A 16,854-nucleotide genomic window follows, 5' to 3' on the forward strand; every position below is an offset into this window, starting at 1 on the left:
CGTTTTGAATGTTATTTTGAAAGTGAAACAGGAAGACTTTCTAACCCTCTTAAAAAGACATTTTTTCTCCATTGAATGTCATCAGGTGCAACCGCAAGTTCAATATCAGGAAATCTCTTCAGAAGTGCGTTAAATGCAATGTGGCCTTCCAGCCTGGCAAGAGGCGCTCCTAAGCAGAAATGAATGCCAAAACCGAAAGAAATATGTCTGTTAGGCGACCGATTTATATTTAATATTTCGGGGTTCTCAAAAAAATTCGGGTCGCGATTGGCAGATCCAATGCCTATAAAAATCATGTCTCCTCTTTTGATCGAATACCCCTTATATGTAAAGTCTTCAATGGCCCACCGATTTGCCATCATAATGACAGGTGAGGTGTATCGCAGCAATTCTTCAACCGCTGTAGCGATCATTTCAGGATGCTGCTTGAGCTTCTCACATTCCTTCATGTGCTGCAGCAATGCGAGGGTGCCTGAGCCGAGTAAGTTAACAGTCGTCTCAAGGCCGGCTACAACGAGCAAGAACAGCATCGAATAGAGCTCTTTTTCGCTTAACTTGCAGCCGTTTTCCTCAGCATGCACAAGTTTGCTGATTAAATCGTCTTTTGGCTTTATCCTTCTGTCATGGATCAGCTTGGCGATATAATCTTTAAATTCACGAAGAGCCTGATTTGTCAGCTCTCTATTACCTTCAGAGGTATCAACCATCGCATTGGTCCAGATTTGAAACTGTGACCGATCTTCTTTTGGGATTCCCATCAATTCAGATATAACAATAAAAGGCAAAGGGGAAGCGAAGGATTTCATGATATCCGCTTTATTTTCTTTTTCCATTTCATCTAAAAGCTGTTCAGCAATTTGTTCAATGCTGCCGCGCAGATTTTCAATGGTTCGGGGAGTAAATGCTTGATGAACAAGTGATCGCAGGCGGGTATGGTCAGGTGTGTCTTTTGCCAGCATATGATCGGATACAAAATCGATATCTTCACTAACGTTGAGCATTTTAATTTGTTCTTGGTTCATCACATTTTTTACGTCTCTTGTAATTCGATTGTCTTTTAAAAAGGCCATACAATCATCGTATCGGGTAATTAACCAGGCCGGATATGTGGCTCCGAACCGTTTTAATTCAAATCGGTGAATGGGCTCTTCCTCTCTAAATCGTCCTAAAACTGAAAAAGGATTGTGATGAAACTCTTTACCATGCGGATGAAACATCAATTTTTCCATTTGCATTCTCCTCGCCTAATAGGGTAAATAGATGAATCAAATTGCTGAATTAGTTTACAAAAAACAGAATGATTTGAAATGTAATCCTGTCTCTAAAACTATATATCTATTTTAGGAGTCATTCAATAGGGTGAAGAACGAAAAAAGTGAAAAACGGCTCGATATAAAGCAGCGCCTTTGAACGAAAGCTCAAAGGCGCTACGCTGTATTATTTTGATGAAAGTGACTGTCAGCTGTGCTGGATATCAATTGTATATACTGCACGATCTGTTACGACCTTCAATCCTTCGTTTTCTTGGTGAATATGAATGTCACCTAATAAAGGAATCTCATAGGCATTTTGCGGAAGCGGTACGTTTCCGTCCTCAGTGAATGTTGTTCCTTCGCCTTCTAAAACAAGCTCTTCTTTCGCAACATAATCATCAGGATGATTCGTACTGCGTATAGCCACTTTTTGAAGGTGGAGAACAATCTGATCCAAGTCTGATATCTCTTCATCATGGGTCAATTCACCTTTTCTAATATCAAGCGTCTGGCCGACTTTTGATTCCAGCCATTGAGAAAGCTGTGTATTCGTGTGTGCCATCAATATTCCTCCTTTTGATCTACACGATACTATTCCCAATTGCTGCATCTTTTACACGGAAAAGAGCCGCCTCACTCTTTATGTATGAAACAATTCGCTGTTGAGAGCCTTGATATAGCGTACGGCAGAACGCTGGACCGCTTCACTTGCATTTTCTTTGACAACTTTAGAAAAAGCATTGTAAAGCCGGTTGAATTGAAGCGGTTTTACTTTGGCTGCTATTTCTTCAACTTTGGAGGCGGGAAGGGGAATGAGATTTGGGTAGCTGTACATAAAGCTGACCCAGTTTCGGTCCGCCGCAACCGTAATGATATCTCCGGTCAATAGACACCCTTTCCCTTCATTGCCCTTGCTCCAATGCAAAACAGCACCGCCTTTAAAATGTCCGCCCAGTCGGTAAAGGTCCAGTCCCGGCTTTACGTTGAGCGTTTCCCCTGACCAGAAGTGAATGTGATTGCTTGGCCTTGTCACCCATTCTTTATCATCCTCATGGATATAGATCGGCGCCTGAAACGCTTCAGCCCACTCAACCTGAGTAGAGTAATAATGCGGATGAGACAAGGCGATGGCTTGAATACCGCCTAATTCGTTGATTTGGTCAATTGTCTTTTGGTCAAGATATGTCATGCAATCCCATAGCACATTGAAGCCCTTATGCTGGATAAGATGGGCTGTTTGTCCAATCGCAAACTCTGGTTCAGTTTTGATGCTGTAAAGATGCTCTTCTTCCTTTTGGAGGATGTTTTGAAGGGTTCCTTTCTCACGCATGTCTTCAAGGGTTGTCCAACTTTGTCCATCGGGATGAATATACTGCCTTTCATCCTCGCAAATCAGACACGAGTTGGGCGGATCTACAGTCTGTGCATGTTGCACACCGCATGTGTTGCAGATATAATATGGCACTTTCTTCACTTCCTTCATCTATTTTCCATTATTTTACCTTATGATTATGAATATTCAAACAAAAAACCGGCAGTTCTGCTGAAAGAGAATTGCCGGCTTTTGATGATGTTTATTGGCCGGGAACGGAATTTTCTGCGTTGACAGCGCCCGCTCCGTAGATATTCGGATCTTCATCTTTCCATTTGTCCGTGCCGTTTTTCAAAAGCTCTTTTACTTCATCGGGGGTAAGATCCGGGTTTTGCTGAAGAATTAAAGCTGCGATTCCTGCGCAAATCGGTGTTGCCATCGAGGTTCCTGACATTGTAAAGTACTGAGACCCTACACGGCTTGACTTTTGGAGCTTATCAATATAAGAATTCGGAGAGCGAAGGGAAATAATATTAACACCCGGCGCTAAAATATCGGGCTTTTCTTTCCCGTATACTGTCGGGCCGCGGCTTGAGAAGGAAGCGACAGTATCATCATCGCTGCTTGCAGTATTGTTATCGTCAAGCGCACCTACTGTAATCACCTTTTCGCTCACGCCCGGGCTTGCAATGGTCTGCGAATCAGGGCCTGAGTTTCCGGCAGCGACACAGACGACAATCCCTGCGCTCCACGCTTCCTCAACCGCTCTGACTAACGGATCTTCCTGTTCATGATCATATCTAAGGGCATCGCCCCCGAGCGACATGCTAATAATATCAATCGGTTCATCGGGGTTGTCCTCATTGTATTGAATACACCACTCAACACCCTCTATAATATCTGCTAACGTTCCTGAACCCTGCTTGTTTAATACCTTTACGCCGATGAGATTGGCTTCCGGTGCAGGTCCGCGGTATTGACCGGAAGAGGATGCACCGCTGCTTGCGACATCACCTGCACAGTGTGTGCCATGACCATTATCATCGTACGGCTCTGTTTTTTGATTGACCATGTCCGCGAATCCGATAATTCTGCCTTCTAGATCAGGATGCGGGTAGATTCCTGTATCGACAACAGCGACAGTAACACCTTTTCCTGTCAGGGTTTGCCCGTTTCTGACGACTTCCTTCGCATGGCTTGCTTCGGTTGCCGTGTCTAAAAGCGCTTTGACTTCGCGGTTTAAATACACTTTACGGATATTGCTGCATTCAGAGAGAAGGGAATGTAATGCTGAAGGAGTAACCTCCGCGCTGCAGCAATTGATTTTGTTGAAGCGGCTTTTTAGCTTGCTGCGTTTTTCTTTTTGCAGAACCTCTCCAGCCATTTGAAAGCCGGTCTCGTGACAGCCTTCCTCAAATTCGATAATGACTGACATTTTTTTTCTGTTTTGCAATTTGGTTTCGAAAAATTTATGCAAGAAGCAAGGAGTCCATTTGAAGGGCCTGTAAAGCTGCAATACGGTTTCCCGTAACGGCCAATCTAGCTTGTGAGCATTTGCTCTCACCATTTGTACCATAGAGTACCCAAACATGTATTTTCCTCCTATTATAAGGTTCTCTGTATACTCTATGAACAGATGATAGGTTTGGTAAGTTTGTTTGTCCTCTATAAGAGACAGACAAGAGTTTGTTTTTCTGAATCTTTCGCATTAGATACGATAGATTCAGAAGTTGAGGAAATCATTGGGGATTGAAAAAGAACGTTTGTTCGTATTATAATGTGATCATATCAAACTGGGAAGGGGAGAGCAACCGTATGAATTTCTACTTGCACCGATCTTTGGAAAGCCAAATGCCAATCAGCATTATATATATGAAGAAAGACGGAACGATTAGTAAAAGAACGATTATTGTGAGACAGAAAAGCAAAACGAAAATCAAAGCATTTTGTTTTTCGAAACAACAGATCAGAACATTTTTATTGGACTCTATCCTCTCCTGTGACTTTGTGAGAACAAATAAGCAAAATCTCTATTCTGCAGGCCGGTAACAGCTGTCCGTCTCAGCAACCGGGCAGCCTGTTACTAAAACCCTCCTTGAACCTATATACATTTATTTGCCAAGTGAGGTTGTTCCTACCTTTTATGTCTTTCCTCTCAACCTTTTTTCACTCTTATTTGAAATGAACCGCTAATAACCGTGACAATCAATTGATTTTTTGAAACCGGGAACTTTTTCACTGATGATATTGTGTATACAATGGTAAGATAAAACCTATTGGCTAAACCTCATATAATGAACCGCGCCATTCTTATGAAAGGAGTTAAACATGAGAAGATTTTTACTAAATGTCATATTAGTCTTAGCCATTGTCTTGTTCTTGAGATATGTTCATTACTCATTGGAACCTGAACCATCAAATCAGCCAGATACATATTCAAATTTCAGCAGCTTGGCAGAGAATGAGAGCCCAGCCGATTACGATATTTCATATAATGAGAAAAAAGGAAGCAAAGTCTTAATTATGTCTCCGCATGGCGGAAGAATTGAAGGCGGAGTAAGTGAGCTTGTGCGTTATTTCAATAATGAATACTCTACATACCTGTTTGAAGGGTTGAAGTCCCACGATAACCAAACACTGCACATTACAAGCACCAACTTTGATGAGCCATTGGCAAAAAAGAAAATCAAGGAGCATCAATATGTGGTGGCTTTTCACGGATATAAAGGAGAGAACAAGAATACGCTTGTAGGGGGAACAGACCGAAAACGGGCTAAAATGATTGTGAGAGCCCTTGAGCGGAGAGGGTTTTCCGCTGAGTTAGCGTCGTCTAAAAGCGGTCTTGCTGGATTGAATGCCGAAAACATTAATAACCAAGGGGAAACGGGGCTAAGTATCCAGCTGGAAATCAGCCGTGAGCAGAGAGAAGCATTTTTTGATGATTTTTATTATAAAAATAGAAAATACACAAAGAACAGTGAATTTTATGCTTATGTCAGTGCGATCAAAGGTGTCCTGGAAAAAGAGTATTCGTAACAAGCAGATCAGAAGACAAAATAAGAGAAGATCAGTAGACTGAAATAGGATAAAAAAGGAGGCAAAACAATGGCAGATCATCATTTTTATTTAAAAGCGAATTGGCCGGGTAACCGCAATGATGTCGGTACGATCGAAAGCGGAAACCTGATCACATCGATTTCCATTCCTAAAGAAATGGATGGCCCGGGAGAAGGGACCAACCCAGATGAAATGCTTCTCGGGGCGGCAGCGACCTGTTACATTATTACACTTGCAGCGATGATGGAGAGAAGCGGGCTGGAAAAAGAAGACTTACAGATGGAGTCAGAAGGCATTGTCGACGTCACAAAAGGAGTCTTTACATACAAAAAGATCATTCACCGTCCCTCTGTCGTGCTTAAACATGATGCTTCACAAGACGACGTCGCATTGGCGCACAAGCTTTGTAAAAAAGCGGAGTCGTCATGCATGATTTCGCGTGCAATTCAAGGAAATGTCGAGCTGCAGCTTGAAGCCTCTGTGAAACTGGGTGGAGAATAAAGAAAACAGACGGTCACTCACAGGCCGTCTGTTTTTTATCTTCAGCGTGGGCTTTCGATTGATTTAGCACGACCACGCCTGCAATGACAAGCGTGAGACCGAATACACCTTTTAAACTGATGGTTTCGCCAAAAAGCAAAAACCCGACAATTGCTGTAAGTGCGGTACCAACGCCCGACCATGTTGCATACGCGCTTGATAAGTCAATTGTTTTTAAAGAAAAGCTTAGAAACGTAAAAGCAGAAAGAAATCCGACTATGACTCCGGCAATGGGCCAGGCTTGTGTAAATCCTTCTGAAAGCTTCAGCATCGTGCTCCCAAACACTTCAGATACAATGGCGAGAGCCAAATAAAGCAATCCTCTCATCTTCATCACTCCTTTACTGCCAATTAAGTAACACGACCCCTGATAGTAATAAAAGAATCCCGATAAGCCCTTTGGCATTCAGATCTTCCTTGAACCATTTTACTCCGATCACTGTCGTCAGCACCGTGCCCGCCCCGCTCCAAGTCGCATAGGAGAGGCTCAGGGGAATATGGTTTAAAGTCAGGGACAGCATATAAAAGGCGAGGGAATAGCCAATAACGACCAAAGCACTTGGCTTCCACTTTTTGAAGCCATCAGATACTTTCAGCATGGCTGCTCCTATCGATTCCGAACATATGGCAATCGTGAGGAATATATATCCTATCAACATCATGAATTCTCCTCACTATATTTTTAGATTAGAAAAAACTTCAGCTAGAAAAATATTAGTGTATGCCTATGTATGAGTCAAGAGATTCATTTTCACACACTAAAAAAGACCCCTTTTTAAGGGGTCTTTTGCGTTTAATAATAAAAAGGGAACGGGGCATACGGATAATAGGGGTATCCGCCATACAAATAAGGATTAAATAAAGCGCTTCCTATAAGCCCGCCTGCAAGGCCACCGATAAACGGTCCTCCAAAAAATCCGAATGGCCGGCCAAACCCATAACCAAATCCGGGTCTTCCAAACCCGTAACCGAACCCGAACGGTCTTCCAAACCCAAATGGTCTCCCGAATCCGAACGGCCTTCCAAATATTCTTGTATCTTCAGGGCTGAAATGCTCTAACTCGTTCATGTTTTCTTTCCTCCTGTAATAAAGTGTAGATGATGCAGTGTATTCACCCTGCCCGGATTTGATTGGGCGAATCGAGGAAAAGGAGGATGTGAACACATTGGGCCTGTATCAGTCTGACTGGTCAAAAGCACCGCCCCACGCACATGCTTATCATGTCAAAACAACGAGAGAACAGGGCCATTATCATCTCATCGAAGGGTTTACTCAGCCGGCAAACGGATCAAATACCGATCAGCATACACATTACTATACAGGGATCACTTCATTTGAAAACGGCCATTTTCATCGGTATTACGGAATCTCAGGACCGGCGATTCCCTTAGCAGATGGCACACATTATCATGAAATCGAAGAAACGACGTATCTGGCCTATAACGAGCCGATTGAGATCCAGTACGGAGGGGTTGTGTACGATCCCGGAGATGACAGAAGAAAAACGCATCGTCATACCCTGAAAGGAAAGACAAGGGAAATTGTCGGCAATGAGCCGCTCGGCTGGTAGAAGGATGTTTACCGATGCAAAAAAAGGGCAAAATGGATAGGTGGTTGTCCATGTTGAATGCTATAATGGGGGGAGATTTATAAAAGAGAGTGATACATATTGAATAATACGAAGCAGCCCGTTGTCATTTTAGTCGGACCGACGGCAGTGGGGAAAACCAATTTAAGTATTCAGCTAGCCAAATCCTTAAACGCGGAAATTATCAGCGGAGATTCGATGCAGATTTATAAAGGGATGGATATTGGAACAGCTAAAATTACCGAACAGGAGATGGAGGGAGTGCCCCATCATCTGATTGACATTTTAGATCCCCAAGACTCTTTCTCTACTGCCGATTATCAAAGCTTAGTAAGAAATAAAATCAGCGAGATTGCAAATAGAGGAAAGCTTCCGATGATTGTCGGCGGTACAGGGCTTTATATACAATCTGTGCTTTACGATTATACATTTACGGAAGAGGCAAATGATCCCGTGTTTCGAGAGAGCATGCAAATGGCTGCTGAGCGGGAAGGCGCTGACTTTCTTCATGCCAAACTTGCTGCAGCAGATCCCGAGGCAGCAGCTGCGATTCATCCGAATAATACAAGAAGAGTCATTCGCGCACTGGAAATTTTACATACGTCCGGAAAAACGATGTCCCAGCATTTGAAGGAACAAAAACGAGAACTTCTGTACAATGCAGTGTTAATTGGCCTGACAATGGATAGAGACACGCTTTACGAAAGAATTAATCAGCGGGTCGATATGATGATGCAGTCAGGCCTTCTTCCGGAAGTGAAACGCTTATACGACAAGAACGTGAGAGACTGTCAATCAATACAGGCGATAGGCTATAAAGAGCTGTATGCATATTTTGACGGTTTTGTGACACTTTCCGATGCTGTCGAACAGCTAAAGCAGAACTCGAGGCGGTATGCGAAACGCCAGTTGACGTGGTTTCGCAACAAAATGCAGGTCACATGGTTCGATATGACACCGCCTGTTGATATGGAGCTGAAAAAAAAGGAAATTTTCACACATATAGCAGGAAAACTCGAACTTTAATCGAAACTGTATGATATAGAGAATCAAGGAGGACGAAACATGAAACCGATTAATATTCAGGATCAGTTTTTGAATCAAATCCGGAAAGAAAATACGTATGTCACTGTTTTTTTGCTGAACGGCTTTCAGTTGCGGGGCCAGGTGAAAGGCTTTGATAACTTTACCGTATTGTTGGAATCGGAAGGTAAGCAGCAGCTTATATATAAACATGCGATCTCAACGTTTGCGCCGCAAAAAAACGTCCAGCTTGAACTCGAATAGATCAAAAAATGCCATGTCAAGACATGAGGAAAGGCTGCCGGGGGTTCCCGGCGGCCATTTTTAACATGCATCCACTTTTGCTCCAAGCTTTTTGTGTAAGCTGACCATGCCAAGGCACGGTCTTTTTTTATGAGAACAACATACGGAAGTAAAATGGTATATTATGTATAAAATGAATTTGGGAGTGATCGACCTTGTTTGAAAGTGAAGCAGAACTGAGACGAATCAGGATTGCACTTGTATGGATAGCTGTCTTTTTACTGTTCGGGGCGTGCGGGAATCAAGATACCATTATTGAAACAGACAGCGGCAATTCAGACTATGAAACGCCTCAGCCCACCTCGTTTCCACTTGAACATAACCATTTTGGCGTTATGGAGGACGGCTATATCAAAATTTATGAGTATAATGAGTCCCGCAATGAGGTAAAGCTGAAGAAAGAATACGCGGATGATGAGCTTGAATAAAATTCACAAGCATTCGAATTTACAAAGCGGATGCCAGCCGCTAAACTAAATACAGACACAGATCAAACAGAGGGTGAAAACATGAAGCATAAAGTGATCGTGAATCATTGGGAAGAAATTTGCGAAGATGATTCTTGCTATGAATACGGAACAAGTATCATTGTGAACGGAAAAGAATTAATCAGAGAAGCGTCAATTATCACTGCTTTGAAGGCGGTTTTAGAAGAGATCGGCGCGGATGTTGAAATAGAAGAAACAGTAGAGAGCGAAAAATGCTGTGATAGCTTAAGAAAAAAAAATCTAGACTACTAAGCAGTTTTTTTTCATGTTATGATATACATCGGCTAAAAACGACACCCCGAGTAGGACGAGAGATGATTCTCGTTCTGCTCTCTTTTTTGGGCCCTAATGAGTCTGCCCATTTGCCTGATTTGATCAAAATATGAATTTTTCATAAAAACGAATCTACATATTGTGTTTTTGCTAGAGGGTAGTATACTATATATAGTGTTAGTGATGAGAGATTCATATTTTTGATAGGTCGTGATAAAACGTGGTACAAATCATATTTGATTCGAAAACAGGGAATGTTCAGCGGTTTGTGAATAAAACAGGCTTTCAGCAGATACGCAAGGTGGACGAAATGGACCACGTGGACACTCCGTTTGTTTTGGTCACCTACACGACAAACTTCGGCCAGGTACCGGCATCAACACAATCATTTCTCGAAAAATACGCCCATCTCTTATTAGGAGTCGCTGCGAGCGGCAACAAAGTATGGGGCGATAACTTTGCAAAAAGCGCCGATACCATTTCAAGACAATATCAGGTGCCGATCTTGCACAAATTTGAACTCAGCGGCACATCTAAAGACGTTGAATTGTTTACTCAGGAGGTAGAAAGAGTTGTCACAAAATCAAGTGCCAAAATGGATCCAGTTAAATAACGAAATCATGATCCAAAAAGATGGGAAATTCCAGTTTGATAAGGATAAAGAGGCTGTACATAGCTATTTTGTAGATTATATCAATCAAAACACAGTCTTCTTTCACGATTTAAAAGAGAAGCTGGATTATTTGGTTGAAAATCAATACTACGAAGAGGAATTCTTAAGCCTTTATTCTTTTGAAGACATTAAAGAAGTGTTTAAGACAGCTTACGCTAAGAAGTTTCGTTTTCCTTCCTTCATGAGTGCGTTTAAATTCTATAATGACTATGCTTTGAAAACGAATGACAAGAAAAAAATCCTCGAGCGTTATGAGGACCGGATCTCAATTGTTGCGCTGTTCTTCGCTAACGGCGACACTGAGAAAGCAAAAGAATATGTAAACCTGATGATCAATCAAGAATATCAGCCGAGCACACCGACATTTTTGAATGCCGGCAGAAAACGCCGCGGTGAACTTGTGAGCTGCTTCTTGCTCGAAGTTAATGATTCTTTAAATGACATTTCAAGAGCAATCGATATCTCCATGCAGCTTTCTAAGCTTGGCGGCGGGGTTTCTCTTAACCTGTCCAAGCTTCGCGCGAAAGGTGAAGCCATTAAAGATGTTGAGAATGCGACAAAAGGCGTTGTAGGCGTCATGAAGCTTCTTGATAACGCGTTCCGTTACGCTGACCAAATGGGACAAAGACAAGGGTCCGGCGCGGCGTATTTAAACATTTTCCACCGCGATATCAATGATTTTCTTGATACGAAAAAGATTTCTGCGGATGAAGATGTGCGTGTCAAAACGCTTTCGATCGGTGTTGTCATTCCGGATAAGTTCGTTGAGCTTGCACGCGAGGACAAAGCGGCTTATGTATTCTACCCGCACACGATTTATAAAGAGTACGGCCAGCACATGGATGAGATGGACATGAACGAAATGTACGACAAGTTTGTCGACAACCCTCGGGTGAAAAAGGAAAAAATCAACCCGCGGAAACTGCTTGAAAAATTGGCGATGCTTCGTTCTGAATCAGGCTATCCATACATCATGTTCCAAGATAACGTCAATAAAGTGCATGCGAATAACCATATTTCCAAGGTCAAATTTTCTAACCTTTGCTCTGAAGTGCTGCAGGCATCTCAAGTTTCTTCATACACAGACTATGATGAAGAAGATGAAATCGGTCTGGATATTTCCTGCAACCTGGGTTCGCTTAACATTCTCAATGTCATGGAGCATAAATCAATCGAAAAGACAGTCAAGCTTGCGACAGACTCTTTAACACACGTGTCTGAAACAACTGACATCCGTAATGCGCCTGCTGTAAGACGGGCAAACAAAGCGATGAAATCAATCGGCCTCGGTGCTATGAACCTTCACGGCTACCTTGCGCAAAACGGCATTGCGTATGAAAGTCCGGAAGCGCGTGACTTTGCAAACACGTTCTTTATGATGGTGAACTTCTACTCCATCCAGCGTTCTGCGGAAATCGCAAAAGAGAAGGGCGAAACATTTGATCAATATGAAGGATCAACCTATGCGACAGGTGAATACTTCGACAAATACGTTTCAACTGATTTCTCACCGAAATACGAAAAAATCGCCAACCTGTTTGAGGGTATGCATATCCCGACGACAGAGGACTGGGAAAAGCTAAAAGCATTTGTCGCTGAACACGGCATGTATCACAGCTACAGATTATGCATTGCGCCGACAGGCTCTATCTCATATGTTCAATCAAGCACGGCGTCTGTTATGCCGATTATGGAACGGATTGAAGAACGAACATACGGCAACTCAAAAACGTACTACCCAATGCCTGGGCTTGCATCTAATAACTGGTTCTTCTATAAAGAAGCCTACGATATGGACATGTTCAAGGTTGTGGATATGATCGCCACTATCCAGCAGCACATTGATCAGGGAATCAGCTTTACATTGTTCTTAAAAGACACAATGACGACCCGTGATTTAAACCGAATCGATCTGTATGCACATCATAGAGGTATTAAAACCATTTACTATGCAAGAACGAAAGATACTGGGCAAGACAGCTGCCTTTCTTGTGTTGTTTGATTAAAGGAGAGTTTATAGTGACAAAAATTTATGACGCAGCAAACTGGTCAAAGCATGAAGACGATTTTACCCAAATGTTCTATAACCAAAACGTGAAACAGTTCTGGCTTCCGGAAGAGATTGCTTTAAACGGAGATCTTCTCACATGGAAGTACCTCGGAAAAAATGAGCAGGATACTTATATGAAGGTACTGGCCGGACTTACGCTTCTTGATACAGAGCAGGGGAATACGGGGATGCCGATCGTGGCTGAACACGTAGATGGCCACCAGCGGAAAGCGGTGCTGAACTTTATGGCGATGATGGAGAACGCTGTCCATGCGAAGTCGTACTCTAATATTTTCATGACCCTTGCACCGACTGAAACGATCAATGAAGTATTTGAATGGGTTAAACAAAATAAATATTTGCAGAAAAAAGCGCAAATGATTGTCGGGCTTTACAAAGCCATTCAAAAAGATGATGAAATTTCACTGTTCAAAGCGATGGTTGCTTCCGTCTATCTGGAAAGCTTCCTTTTCTACAGCGGTTTCTATTATCCGTTATATTTCTACGGACAAGGAAAACTGATGCAAAGCGGTGAGATCATTAACCTGATCCTTCGTGACGAAGCGATTCACGGCGTGTATGTCGGTCTCCTTGCTCAGGAAATTTATAATAAACAGACAGAAGAGAAAAAAGCAGAGCTTCGTGAATTTGCGATTGACCTTCTGAATCAGTTATATGAAAATGAGCTTGAATATACAGAGGACTTGTACGATCAAGTCGGACTCTCACACGATGTAAAGAAATTCATCCGTTATAATGCGAATAAAGCGCTGATGAATCTTGGATTTGATCCATATTTCGAAGAGGAAGATATTAATCCGATCGTATTAAACGGATTAAACACAAAAACTAAATCGCATGACTTCTTCTCTATGAAGGGGAATGGCTATAAAAAAGCGACAGTTGAGCCGCTCAAAGATGATGACTTTTATTTTGAAGATGAAAAAGAGCAGATATAATATCTGCTCTTTTCGGCTTGAAGGTTCAAATGAGGAGGACGCAGTACCCATGGGAAAAATGGACGAAATGATTTTAGTTGCCCCGCGCGATAATGTGTTTAAGAAAGAAAGCTTAACCTTCCAGGGCGTGTACAGTGAAGATAGCAGAGTAGCCGAAATCATGGCTCAGATTGAAGCGGCCTATCGTGAAATGAGAAGAGGGGACGCAGAAGAAGATCCGCGTTTCAAGCAGCCGATACCTTATGTTGTCATTAAGCGTGAAGATGAAGTTTTTCTTTACGAGCGGCTGGCTGGCGGCGGTGAATCACGACTGCACAACAAGCTTTCTCTCGGCTTTGGCGGCCATATGAACGCCATCGAAGGGGCAGCTTCATTTGCTGAAGTCTTAAAGCTGAACACAGACCGTGAGCTTGAGGAAGAATTGCAAATAAATGAAGAAGATAAACAGGCGATTGTCACACTGGGATTGATCAATGATGATGAAAACAGTGTTGGCAAAGTGCATATCGGTATTCTTTCTGCGCTTCAATTAAAGCCTGGCGCACAAGTGGAAGTGAAGGAGAAAGAACAAATTGCGGGTAAATGGATGAAAGTTTCTGAATTAAAACAGGATGACATCTACAACCGTCTGGAAACATGGTCACAGTTTGTTGTTGATATTCTTGAATAAAAAAACCCGGTTTCTCGCGATGAGGAGCCGGGTTTTTTTATGAGACGCTCGTCCCCGTCTCGGCTATGATTCTAGGATCACAATAGCGTCAAAGCCGGCATTTTTCGATCTGGCAGCGAGGGTGTCTGCATTGTCTTTGGATGAAAATGCGCCAAGCTGCACTTTGTATAATCCGTCCTTTAAAAGGACAATCGAGTCAAAACCTTTGGCTTCGGCTTTACTTGCGAGCGAGTCGGCATTCGCTTTGACTTTAAATGCGCCGATTTGAACCTTATATAACCCTGAGCTGGAAGTCTTTTTAAGGTTAAAGGCTTGCTCCAGCCCGTTTGCATGTCCTCTCGCTAAGCTTTGAATAAAACTGCTCGTTTTCAGCTTATTTGCATCGGCAACGGTATCAATGAAGCCGTTCTCGGTCAAGAGGGCAGGCATTGCCGACTCCCTTAGGACGTGGAAGTTCGCTGTTTTTTTGCCGCGATCGGCAAAGTCGACAGCTTGTATCACTTCAGAGTGAATACTCGATTGATAAGTCGTCGTCGGAGCTCCTACACCTGGATAAATATAGCTTTCAAAACCTGTGCCTCCTCCGGAATTAACGTGAATGGACAAAAAGAAATCTGCTCCCCAGTTATTTGCGGCATTTGTCCGGTCGTTTAAGCTGACAAATTGGTCGCTTGTCCGGCTCAGCAGCAGAGAAACGCCTTCATATTCATTAGTTAATATCGTACGTAAGGCTAAAGCGATTTGCAGAGTTAACGTTTTTTCCTGAAGGCCATTACCTGTTGCGCCTGGATCAGACCCGCCATGGCCAGGATCAATAAAAATTTTAACCATTTTTCATCACCTCATTACAGGATATGAAAAAACACGGCTTCTGCTTGTACGATTATCATTCAACTGAAAAATGAGGAAATAACCCTTTCACACCGGGAATTATTTCTCGGGAAAGCGCACAATTCAACATGAAGCGACAACAGATACGGCCCAAAATGAAATATGTGCATATGCCATATGTTTGTATGTACTATGGGTTCGGTTAACCTGCACTGATTCCTGCTGATTTTAAGCTTTACGTTCATAAGCATTTGAAACGTAAATTGATGAGAAAAGCTCCTTTCATTAAAGACACCACTTTATAAATCGAAAAAAAGAAAAACACTTCAGGTATCTTACGGCGGGTAATACGCTTCGTACAAAAAACAGCCCGTTACATGAAAAAAGGATTGGCGAATGGGGATAATAATGAGAGAAAGAAGCTCACTATAATACTCTGACAAAATGATTAAAAACAAAATCTCATGGTTTGTCCACCCCATGTCCGTGAATACAATAAGAAATAAAGTATTTCTCGGGAAAGCGCAGGATTCCTTATTGTTCCCGAAAAAAGCAATTGTTTCGACACATGATAGGCGTTTGTCACAATCGGCATCCGCTTGAATATCATATAGAGAGAACAGAGAGGTGAAGATGTTGGAGCGCGCTGTGACTTATAAAAACAACGGACAGATCAACATTATTCTGAACGGGCAAAAGCAGGTGCTGACGAATGCTGAGGCAGAGGCGGAATATCAGGCTGCATTGCAAAAAAACGAAGCAAAGCACGGCATTTTGAAGGAAATCGAAAAAGAGATGAGCGCATTAGTTGGGATGGAGGAAATGAAACGCAACATCAAGGAAATATACGCCTGGATTTTTGTGAACCAAAAACGCGCGGAGCAAGGCTTGAAGGTTGGAAAGCAAGCGCTGCACATGATGTTTAAAGGAAATCCGGGAACGGGAAAAACGACGGTTGCACGGCTCATCGGCAAGCTGTTCTTTGAAATGAATGTCCTGTCAAAAGGCCACTTAATAGAAGCGGAGCGGGCTGACCTGGTCGGGGAGTATATCGGACACACCGCCCAAAAGACGAGAGACTTAATCAAAAAGTCATTAGGTGGCATTTTGTTTATAGACGAAGCCTACTCGCTGGCAAGAGGCGGCGAAAAGGACTTTGGGAAAGAAGCGATCGACACACTTGTCAAGCATATGGAAGACAAACAGCATGAGTTTATTTTGATACTCGCCGGATATTCACGGGAAATGGATCATTTTCTCTCGTTAAATCCCGGTCTCCAATCAAGATTTCCCATCTCCATTGATTTTCCGGATTACTCTGTGACCCAGCTCATGGAGATTGCGAAACGAATGATCGATGAAAGGGAATACCAGCTCAGTCAAGAAGCTGAATGGAAATTGAAAGATTACTTAATGACAGTGAAAAGCACGACAAGTCCCATTAAATTCAGCAATGGACGTTTTGTCAGAAATGTGATCGAAAAATCGATCAGAGCACAAGCCATGAGGCTTTTAATGGGAGACCAATACTTAAAAAGCGACTTGATGACCATCAAAAGCCAAGATCTTTCCATTAAAGAAGAAGCATCTGGATCTGCATAGACCTCTCAGTTTTTGAGAGGTCTGTTTTTTGCTCGTATTTCCGCTTTTCAAAGCAATCGATTTGTGGTATACACATGCAGGGTTTGGTATGATAATACTACTGCCCAATATGCAAAAGAAAGGAACATCCATTTGAACGAACAAGAAACGATTCAGGAGAAAGCCATTTTAGTCGGATGTCAGCTGCCGCATATCACGGATGAGCATTTTGAAAATTCTATGGAAGAGCTA

General features: G+C 42.6%; 22 protein-coding genes. 14 read left to right on the forward strand and 8 right to left on the reverse strand.

What is annotated here, in order from left to right:
• Positions 1-11: 11 nt before the first annotated feature.
• From FB592_RS09930 to aprX, 4 genes are all read right to left on the reverse strand, one after another.
• Entirely contained in the window at positions 12-1,229 is a 1,218-nt protein-coding gene (locus FB592_RS09930) for a cytochrome P450 family protein (RefSeq protein ID WP_032725742.1), read from the reverse strand.
• A 229-nt stretch (positions 1,230-1,458) separates the two neighbouring features.
• Complete coding sequence (ymzB, locus tag FB592_RS09935; RefSeq protein ID WP_003231786.1) at positions 1,459-1,815, reverse strand: protein YmzB; 357 nt, start codon at positions 1,813-1,815, stop codon at positions 1,459-1,461.
• Between the two features lie 78 nt (positions 1,816-1,893).
• On the reverse strand, positions 1,894-2,718 hold the full coding sequence (locus FB592_RS09940; protein WP_031314957.1) for an MBL fold metallo-hydrolase: 825 nt from the start codon (positions 2,716-2,718) through the stop codon (positions 1,894-1,896).
• A 109-nt stretch (positions 2,719-2,827) separates the two neighbouring features.
• Positions 2,828-4,156: a serine protease AprX gene (gene aprX / locus FB592_RS09945; protein WP_021479250.1), complete on the reverse strand. Its 1,329-nt coding sequence runs from the start codon at positions 4,154-4,156 to the stop codon at positions 2,828-2,830.
• A gap of 224 nt (positions 4,157-4,380) precedes the next feature.
• On the opposite strand from aprX, the gene FB592_RS09950 reads away from it, so the two are divergent.
• From FB592_RS09950 to FB592_RS09960, 3 genes are all read left to right on the forward strand, one after another.
• Positions 4,381-4,614: a hypothetical protein gene (locus FB592_RS09950; protein WP_014476869.1), complete on the forward strand. Its 234-nt coding sequence runs from the start codon at positions 4,381-4,383 to the stop codon at positions 4,612-4,614.
• A gap of 279 nt (positions 4,615-4,893) precedes the next feature.
• Positions 4,894-5,601 carry a poly-gamma-glutamate hydrolase family protein gene (locus tag FB592_RS09955; protein WP_003245758.1) on the forward strand — a complete coding sequence of 236 codons (708 nt, stop codon included), beginning with the start codon at positions 4,894-4,896 and terminating at the stop codon, positions 5,599-5,601.
• A gap of 69 nt (positions 5,602-5,670) precedes the next feature.
• Positions 5,671-6,123: an OsmC family protein gene (locus FB592_RS09960; RefSeq protein ID WP_003231775.1), complete on the forward strand. Its 453-nt coding sequence runs from the start codon at positions 5,671-5,673 to the stop codon at positions 6,121-6,123.
• Between the two features lie 13 nt (positions 6,124-6,136).
• Here FB592_RS09960 and ebrB read toward each other — a convergent pair whose 3' ends face one another.
• The 3 genes from ebrB to FB592_RS09975 form a co-directional block, all read right to left on the reverse strand.
• Positions 6,137-6,490: a multidrug efflux SMR transporter subunit EbrB gene (gene ebrB, locus FB592_RS09965; protein ID WP_003245163.1), complete on the reverse strand. Its 354-nt coding sequence runs from the start codon at positions 6,488-6,490 to the stop codon at positions 6,137-6,139.
• A gap of 13 nt (positions 6,491-6,503) precedes the next feature.
• On the reverse strand, positions 6,504-6,821 hold the full coding sequence (ebrA, locus tag FB592_RS09970) for a multidrug efflux SMR transporter subunit EbrA (RefSeq protein ID WP_015483253.1): 318 nt from the start codon (positions 6,819-6,821) through the stop codon (positions 6,504-6,506).
• Positions 6,822-6,955: 134 nt separating this feature from the next.
• A complete protein-coding gene (locus tag FB592_RS09975) occupies positions 6,956-7,231 on the reverse strand; it encodes a hypothetical protein (protein ID WP_003245252.1) in 276 nt (91 codons plus the stop codon).
• Positions 7,232-7,319: 88 nt separating this feature from the next.
• Between FB592_RS09975 and FB592_RS09980 the strand changes: the two genes are divergently transcribed.
• From FB592_RS09980 to FB592_RS10020, 9 genes are all read left to right on the forward strand, one after another.
• Positions 7,320-7,733 carry a YmaF family protein gene (locus FB592_RS09980; protein WP_003231769.1) on the forward strand — a complete coding sequence of 138 codons (414 nt, stop codon included), beginning with the start codon at positions 7,320-7,322 and terminating at the stop codon, positions 7,731-7,733.
• Positions 7,734-7,832: 99 nt separating this feature from the next.
• Positions 7,833-8,777, forward strand: coding sequence for a tRNA (adenosine(37)-N6)-dimethylallyltransferase MiaA (miaA, locus tag FB592_RS09985; RefSeq protein ID WP_021479248.1), 945 nt, complete (start codon positions 7,833-7,835; stop codon positions 8,775-8,777).
• Positions 8,778-8,816: 39 nt separating this feature from the next.
• Positions 8,817-9,038 (forward strand): RNA chaperone Hfq, encoded by a 222-nt coding sequence (gene hfq, locus FB592_RS09990; RefSeq protein WP_003221097.1) that lies wholly within the window; start codon positions 8,817-8,819, stop codon positions 9,036-9,038.
• Between the two features lie 194 nt (positions 9,039-9,232).
• Positions 9,233-9,505: a YmzC family protein gene (locus FB592_RS09995; protein WP_014479841.1), complete on the forward strand. Its 273-nt coding sequence runs from the start codon at positions 9,233-9,235 to the stop codon at positions 9,503-9,505.
• An 81-nt stretch (positions 9,506-9,586) separates the two neighbouring features.
• Positions 9,587-9,817, forward strand: coding sequence for a hypothetical protein (locus FB592_RS10000; protein ID WP_003245262.1), 231 nt, complete (start codon positions 9,587-9,589; stop codon positions 9,815-9,817).
• 241 nt (positions 9,818-10,058) lie between these two features.
• Entirely contained in the window at positions 10,059-10,451 is a 393-nt protein-coding gene (gene nrdI / locus FB592_RS10005; protein ID WP_003231758.1) for a class Ib ribonucleoside-diphosphate reductase assembly flavoprotein NrdI, read from the forward strand.
• The gene (gene nrdE / locus FB592_RS10010; RefSeq protein WP_038828297.1) at positions 10,411-12,513 is read left to right on the forward strand and encodes a class 1b ribonucleoside-diphosphate reductase subunit alpha; all 2,103 of its coding nucleotides are present in this window, start codon (positions 10,411-10,413) and stop codon (positions 12,511-12,513) included. The genes nrdI and nrdE overlap by 41 nt, the downstream gene beginning before the upstream one ends.
• A 17-nt stretch (positions 12,514-12,530) precedes the next feature.
• Complete coding sequence (nrdF, locus tag FB592_RS10015) at positions 12,531-13,520, forward strand: class 1b ribonucleoside-diphosphate reductase subunit beta (RefSeq protein WP_003231754.1); 990 nt, start codon at positions 12,531-12,533, stop codon at positions 13,518-13,520.
• Between the two features lie 49 nt (positions 13,521-13,569).
• A complete protein-coding gene (locus FB592_RS10020; RefSeq protein WP_141949470.1) occupies positions 13,570-14,190 on the forward strand; it encodes a hypothetical protein in 621 nt (206 codons plus the stop codon).
• A 63-nt stretch (positions 14,191-14,253) separates the two neighbouring features.
• Here the strand turns inward: FB592_RS10020 and cwlC are convergent, their stop codons facing one another.
• Positions 14,254-15,021: a sporulation-specific N-acetylmuramoyl-L-alanine amidase gene (cwlC, locus tag FB592_RS10025; RefSeq protein WP_141949471.1), complete on the reverse strand. Its 768-nt coding sequence runs from the start codon at positions 15,019-15,021 to the stop codon at positions 14,254-14,256.
• Between the two features lie 633 nt (positions 15,022-15,654).
• Here cwlC and spoVK point away from each other — a divergent pair.
• Together spoVK and FB592_RS21250 are read left to right on the forward strand one after the other, a co-directional pair.
• Positions 15,655-16,623 carry a stage V sporulation protein K gene (gene spoVK, locus FB592_RS10035; protein WP_003231746.1) on the forward strand — a complete coding sequence of 323 codons (969 nt, stop codon included), beginning with the start codon at positions 15,655-15,657 and terminating at the stop codon, positions 16,621-16,623.
• 132 nt (positions 16,624-16,755) lie between these two features.
• A partial coding sequence (locus tag FB592_RS21250; RefSeq protein WP_311769833.1) for a hypothetical protein occupies positions 16,756-16,854 on the forward strand: 99 nt, incomplete at its 3' end.

This window comes from Bacillus sp. SJZ110 (genome assembly GCF_006715455.1).
Lineage (GTDB): Bacteria > Bacillota > Bacilli > Bacillales > Bacillaceae > Bacillus > Bacillus subtilis.

What these genes read in the sequence shown, in the direction of transcription:
- ymzB (WP_003231786.1), bottom strand. Translation starts at nt 1,815, where the DNA reads ATGGCACACACGAATACACAGCTTTCTCAATGGCTGGAATCAAAAGTC.
- spoVK (WP_003231746.1), top strand. Translation starts at nt 15,655, where the DNA reads ATGTTGGAGCGCGCTGTGACTTATAAAAACAACGGACAGATCAACATT.
- ebrB (WP_003245163.1), bottom strand. Translation starts at nt 6,490, where the DNA reads ATGAGAGGATTGCTTTATTTGGCTCTCGCCATTGTATCTGAAGTGTTT.
- ebrA (WP_015483253.1), bottom strand. Translation starts at nt 6,821, where the DNA reads ATGTTGATAGGATATATATTCCTCACGATTGCCATATGTTCGGAATCG.
- FB592_RS09960 (WP_003231775.1), top strand. Translation starts at nt 5,671, where the DNA reads ATGGCAGATCATCATTTTTATTTAAAAGCGAATTGGCCGGGTAACCGC.
- aprX (WP_021479250.1), bottom strand. Translation starts at nt 4,156, where the DNA reads ATGTTTGGGTACTCTATGGTACAAATGGTGAGAGCAAATGCTCACAAG.
- FB592_RS09950 (WP_014476869.1), top strand. Translation starts at nt 4,381, where the DNA reads ATGAATTTCTACTTGCACCGATCTTTGGAAAGCCAAATGCCAATCAGC.
- cwlC (WP_141949471.1), bottom strand. Translation starts at nt 15,021, where the DNA reads ATGGTTAAAATTTTTATTGATCCTGGCCATGGCGGGTCTGATCCAGGC.
- FB592_RS09955 (WP_003245758.1), top strand. Translation starts at nt 4,894, where the DNA reads ATGAGAAGATTTTTACTAAATGTCATATTAGTCTTAGCCATTGTCTTG.
- FB592_RS09975 (WP_003245252.1), bottom strand. Translation starts at nt 7,231, where the DNA reads ATGAACGAGTTAGAGCATTTCAGCCCTGAAGATACAAGAATATTTGGA.
- FB592_RS10000 (WP_003245262.1), top strand. Translation starts at nt 9,587, where the DNA reads ATGAAGCATAAAGTGATCGTGAATCATTGGGAAGAAATTTGCGAAGAT.
- hfq (WP_003221097.1), top strand. Translation starts at nt 8,817, where the DNA reads ATGAAACCGATTAATATTCAGGATCAGTTTTTGAATCAAATCCGGAAA.
- FB592_RS09930 (WP_032725742.1), bottom strand. Translation starts at nt 1,229, where the DNA reads ATGGAAAAATTGATGTTTCATCCGCATGGTAAAGAGTTTCATCACAAT.
- FB592_RS10020 (WP_141949470.1), top strand. Translation starts at nt 13,570, where the DNA reads ATGGGAAAAATGGACGAAATGATTTTAGTTGCCCCGCGCGATAATGTG.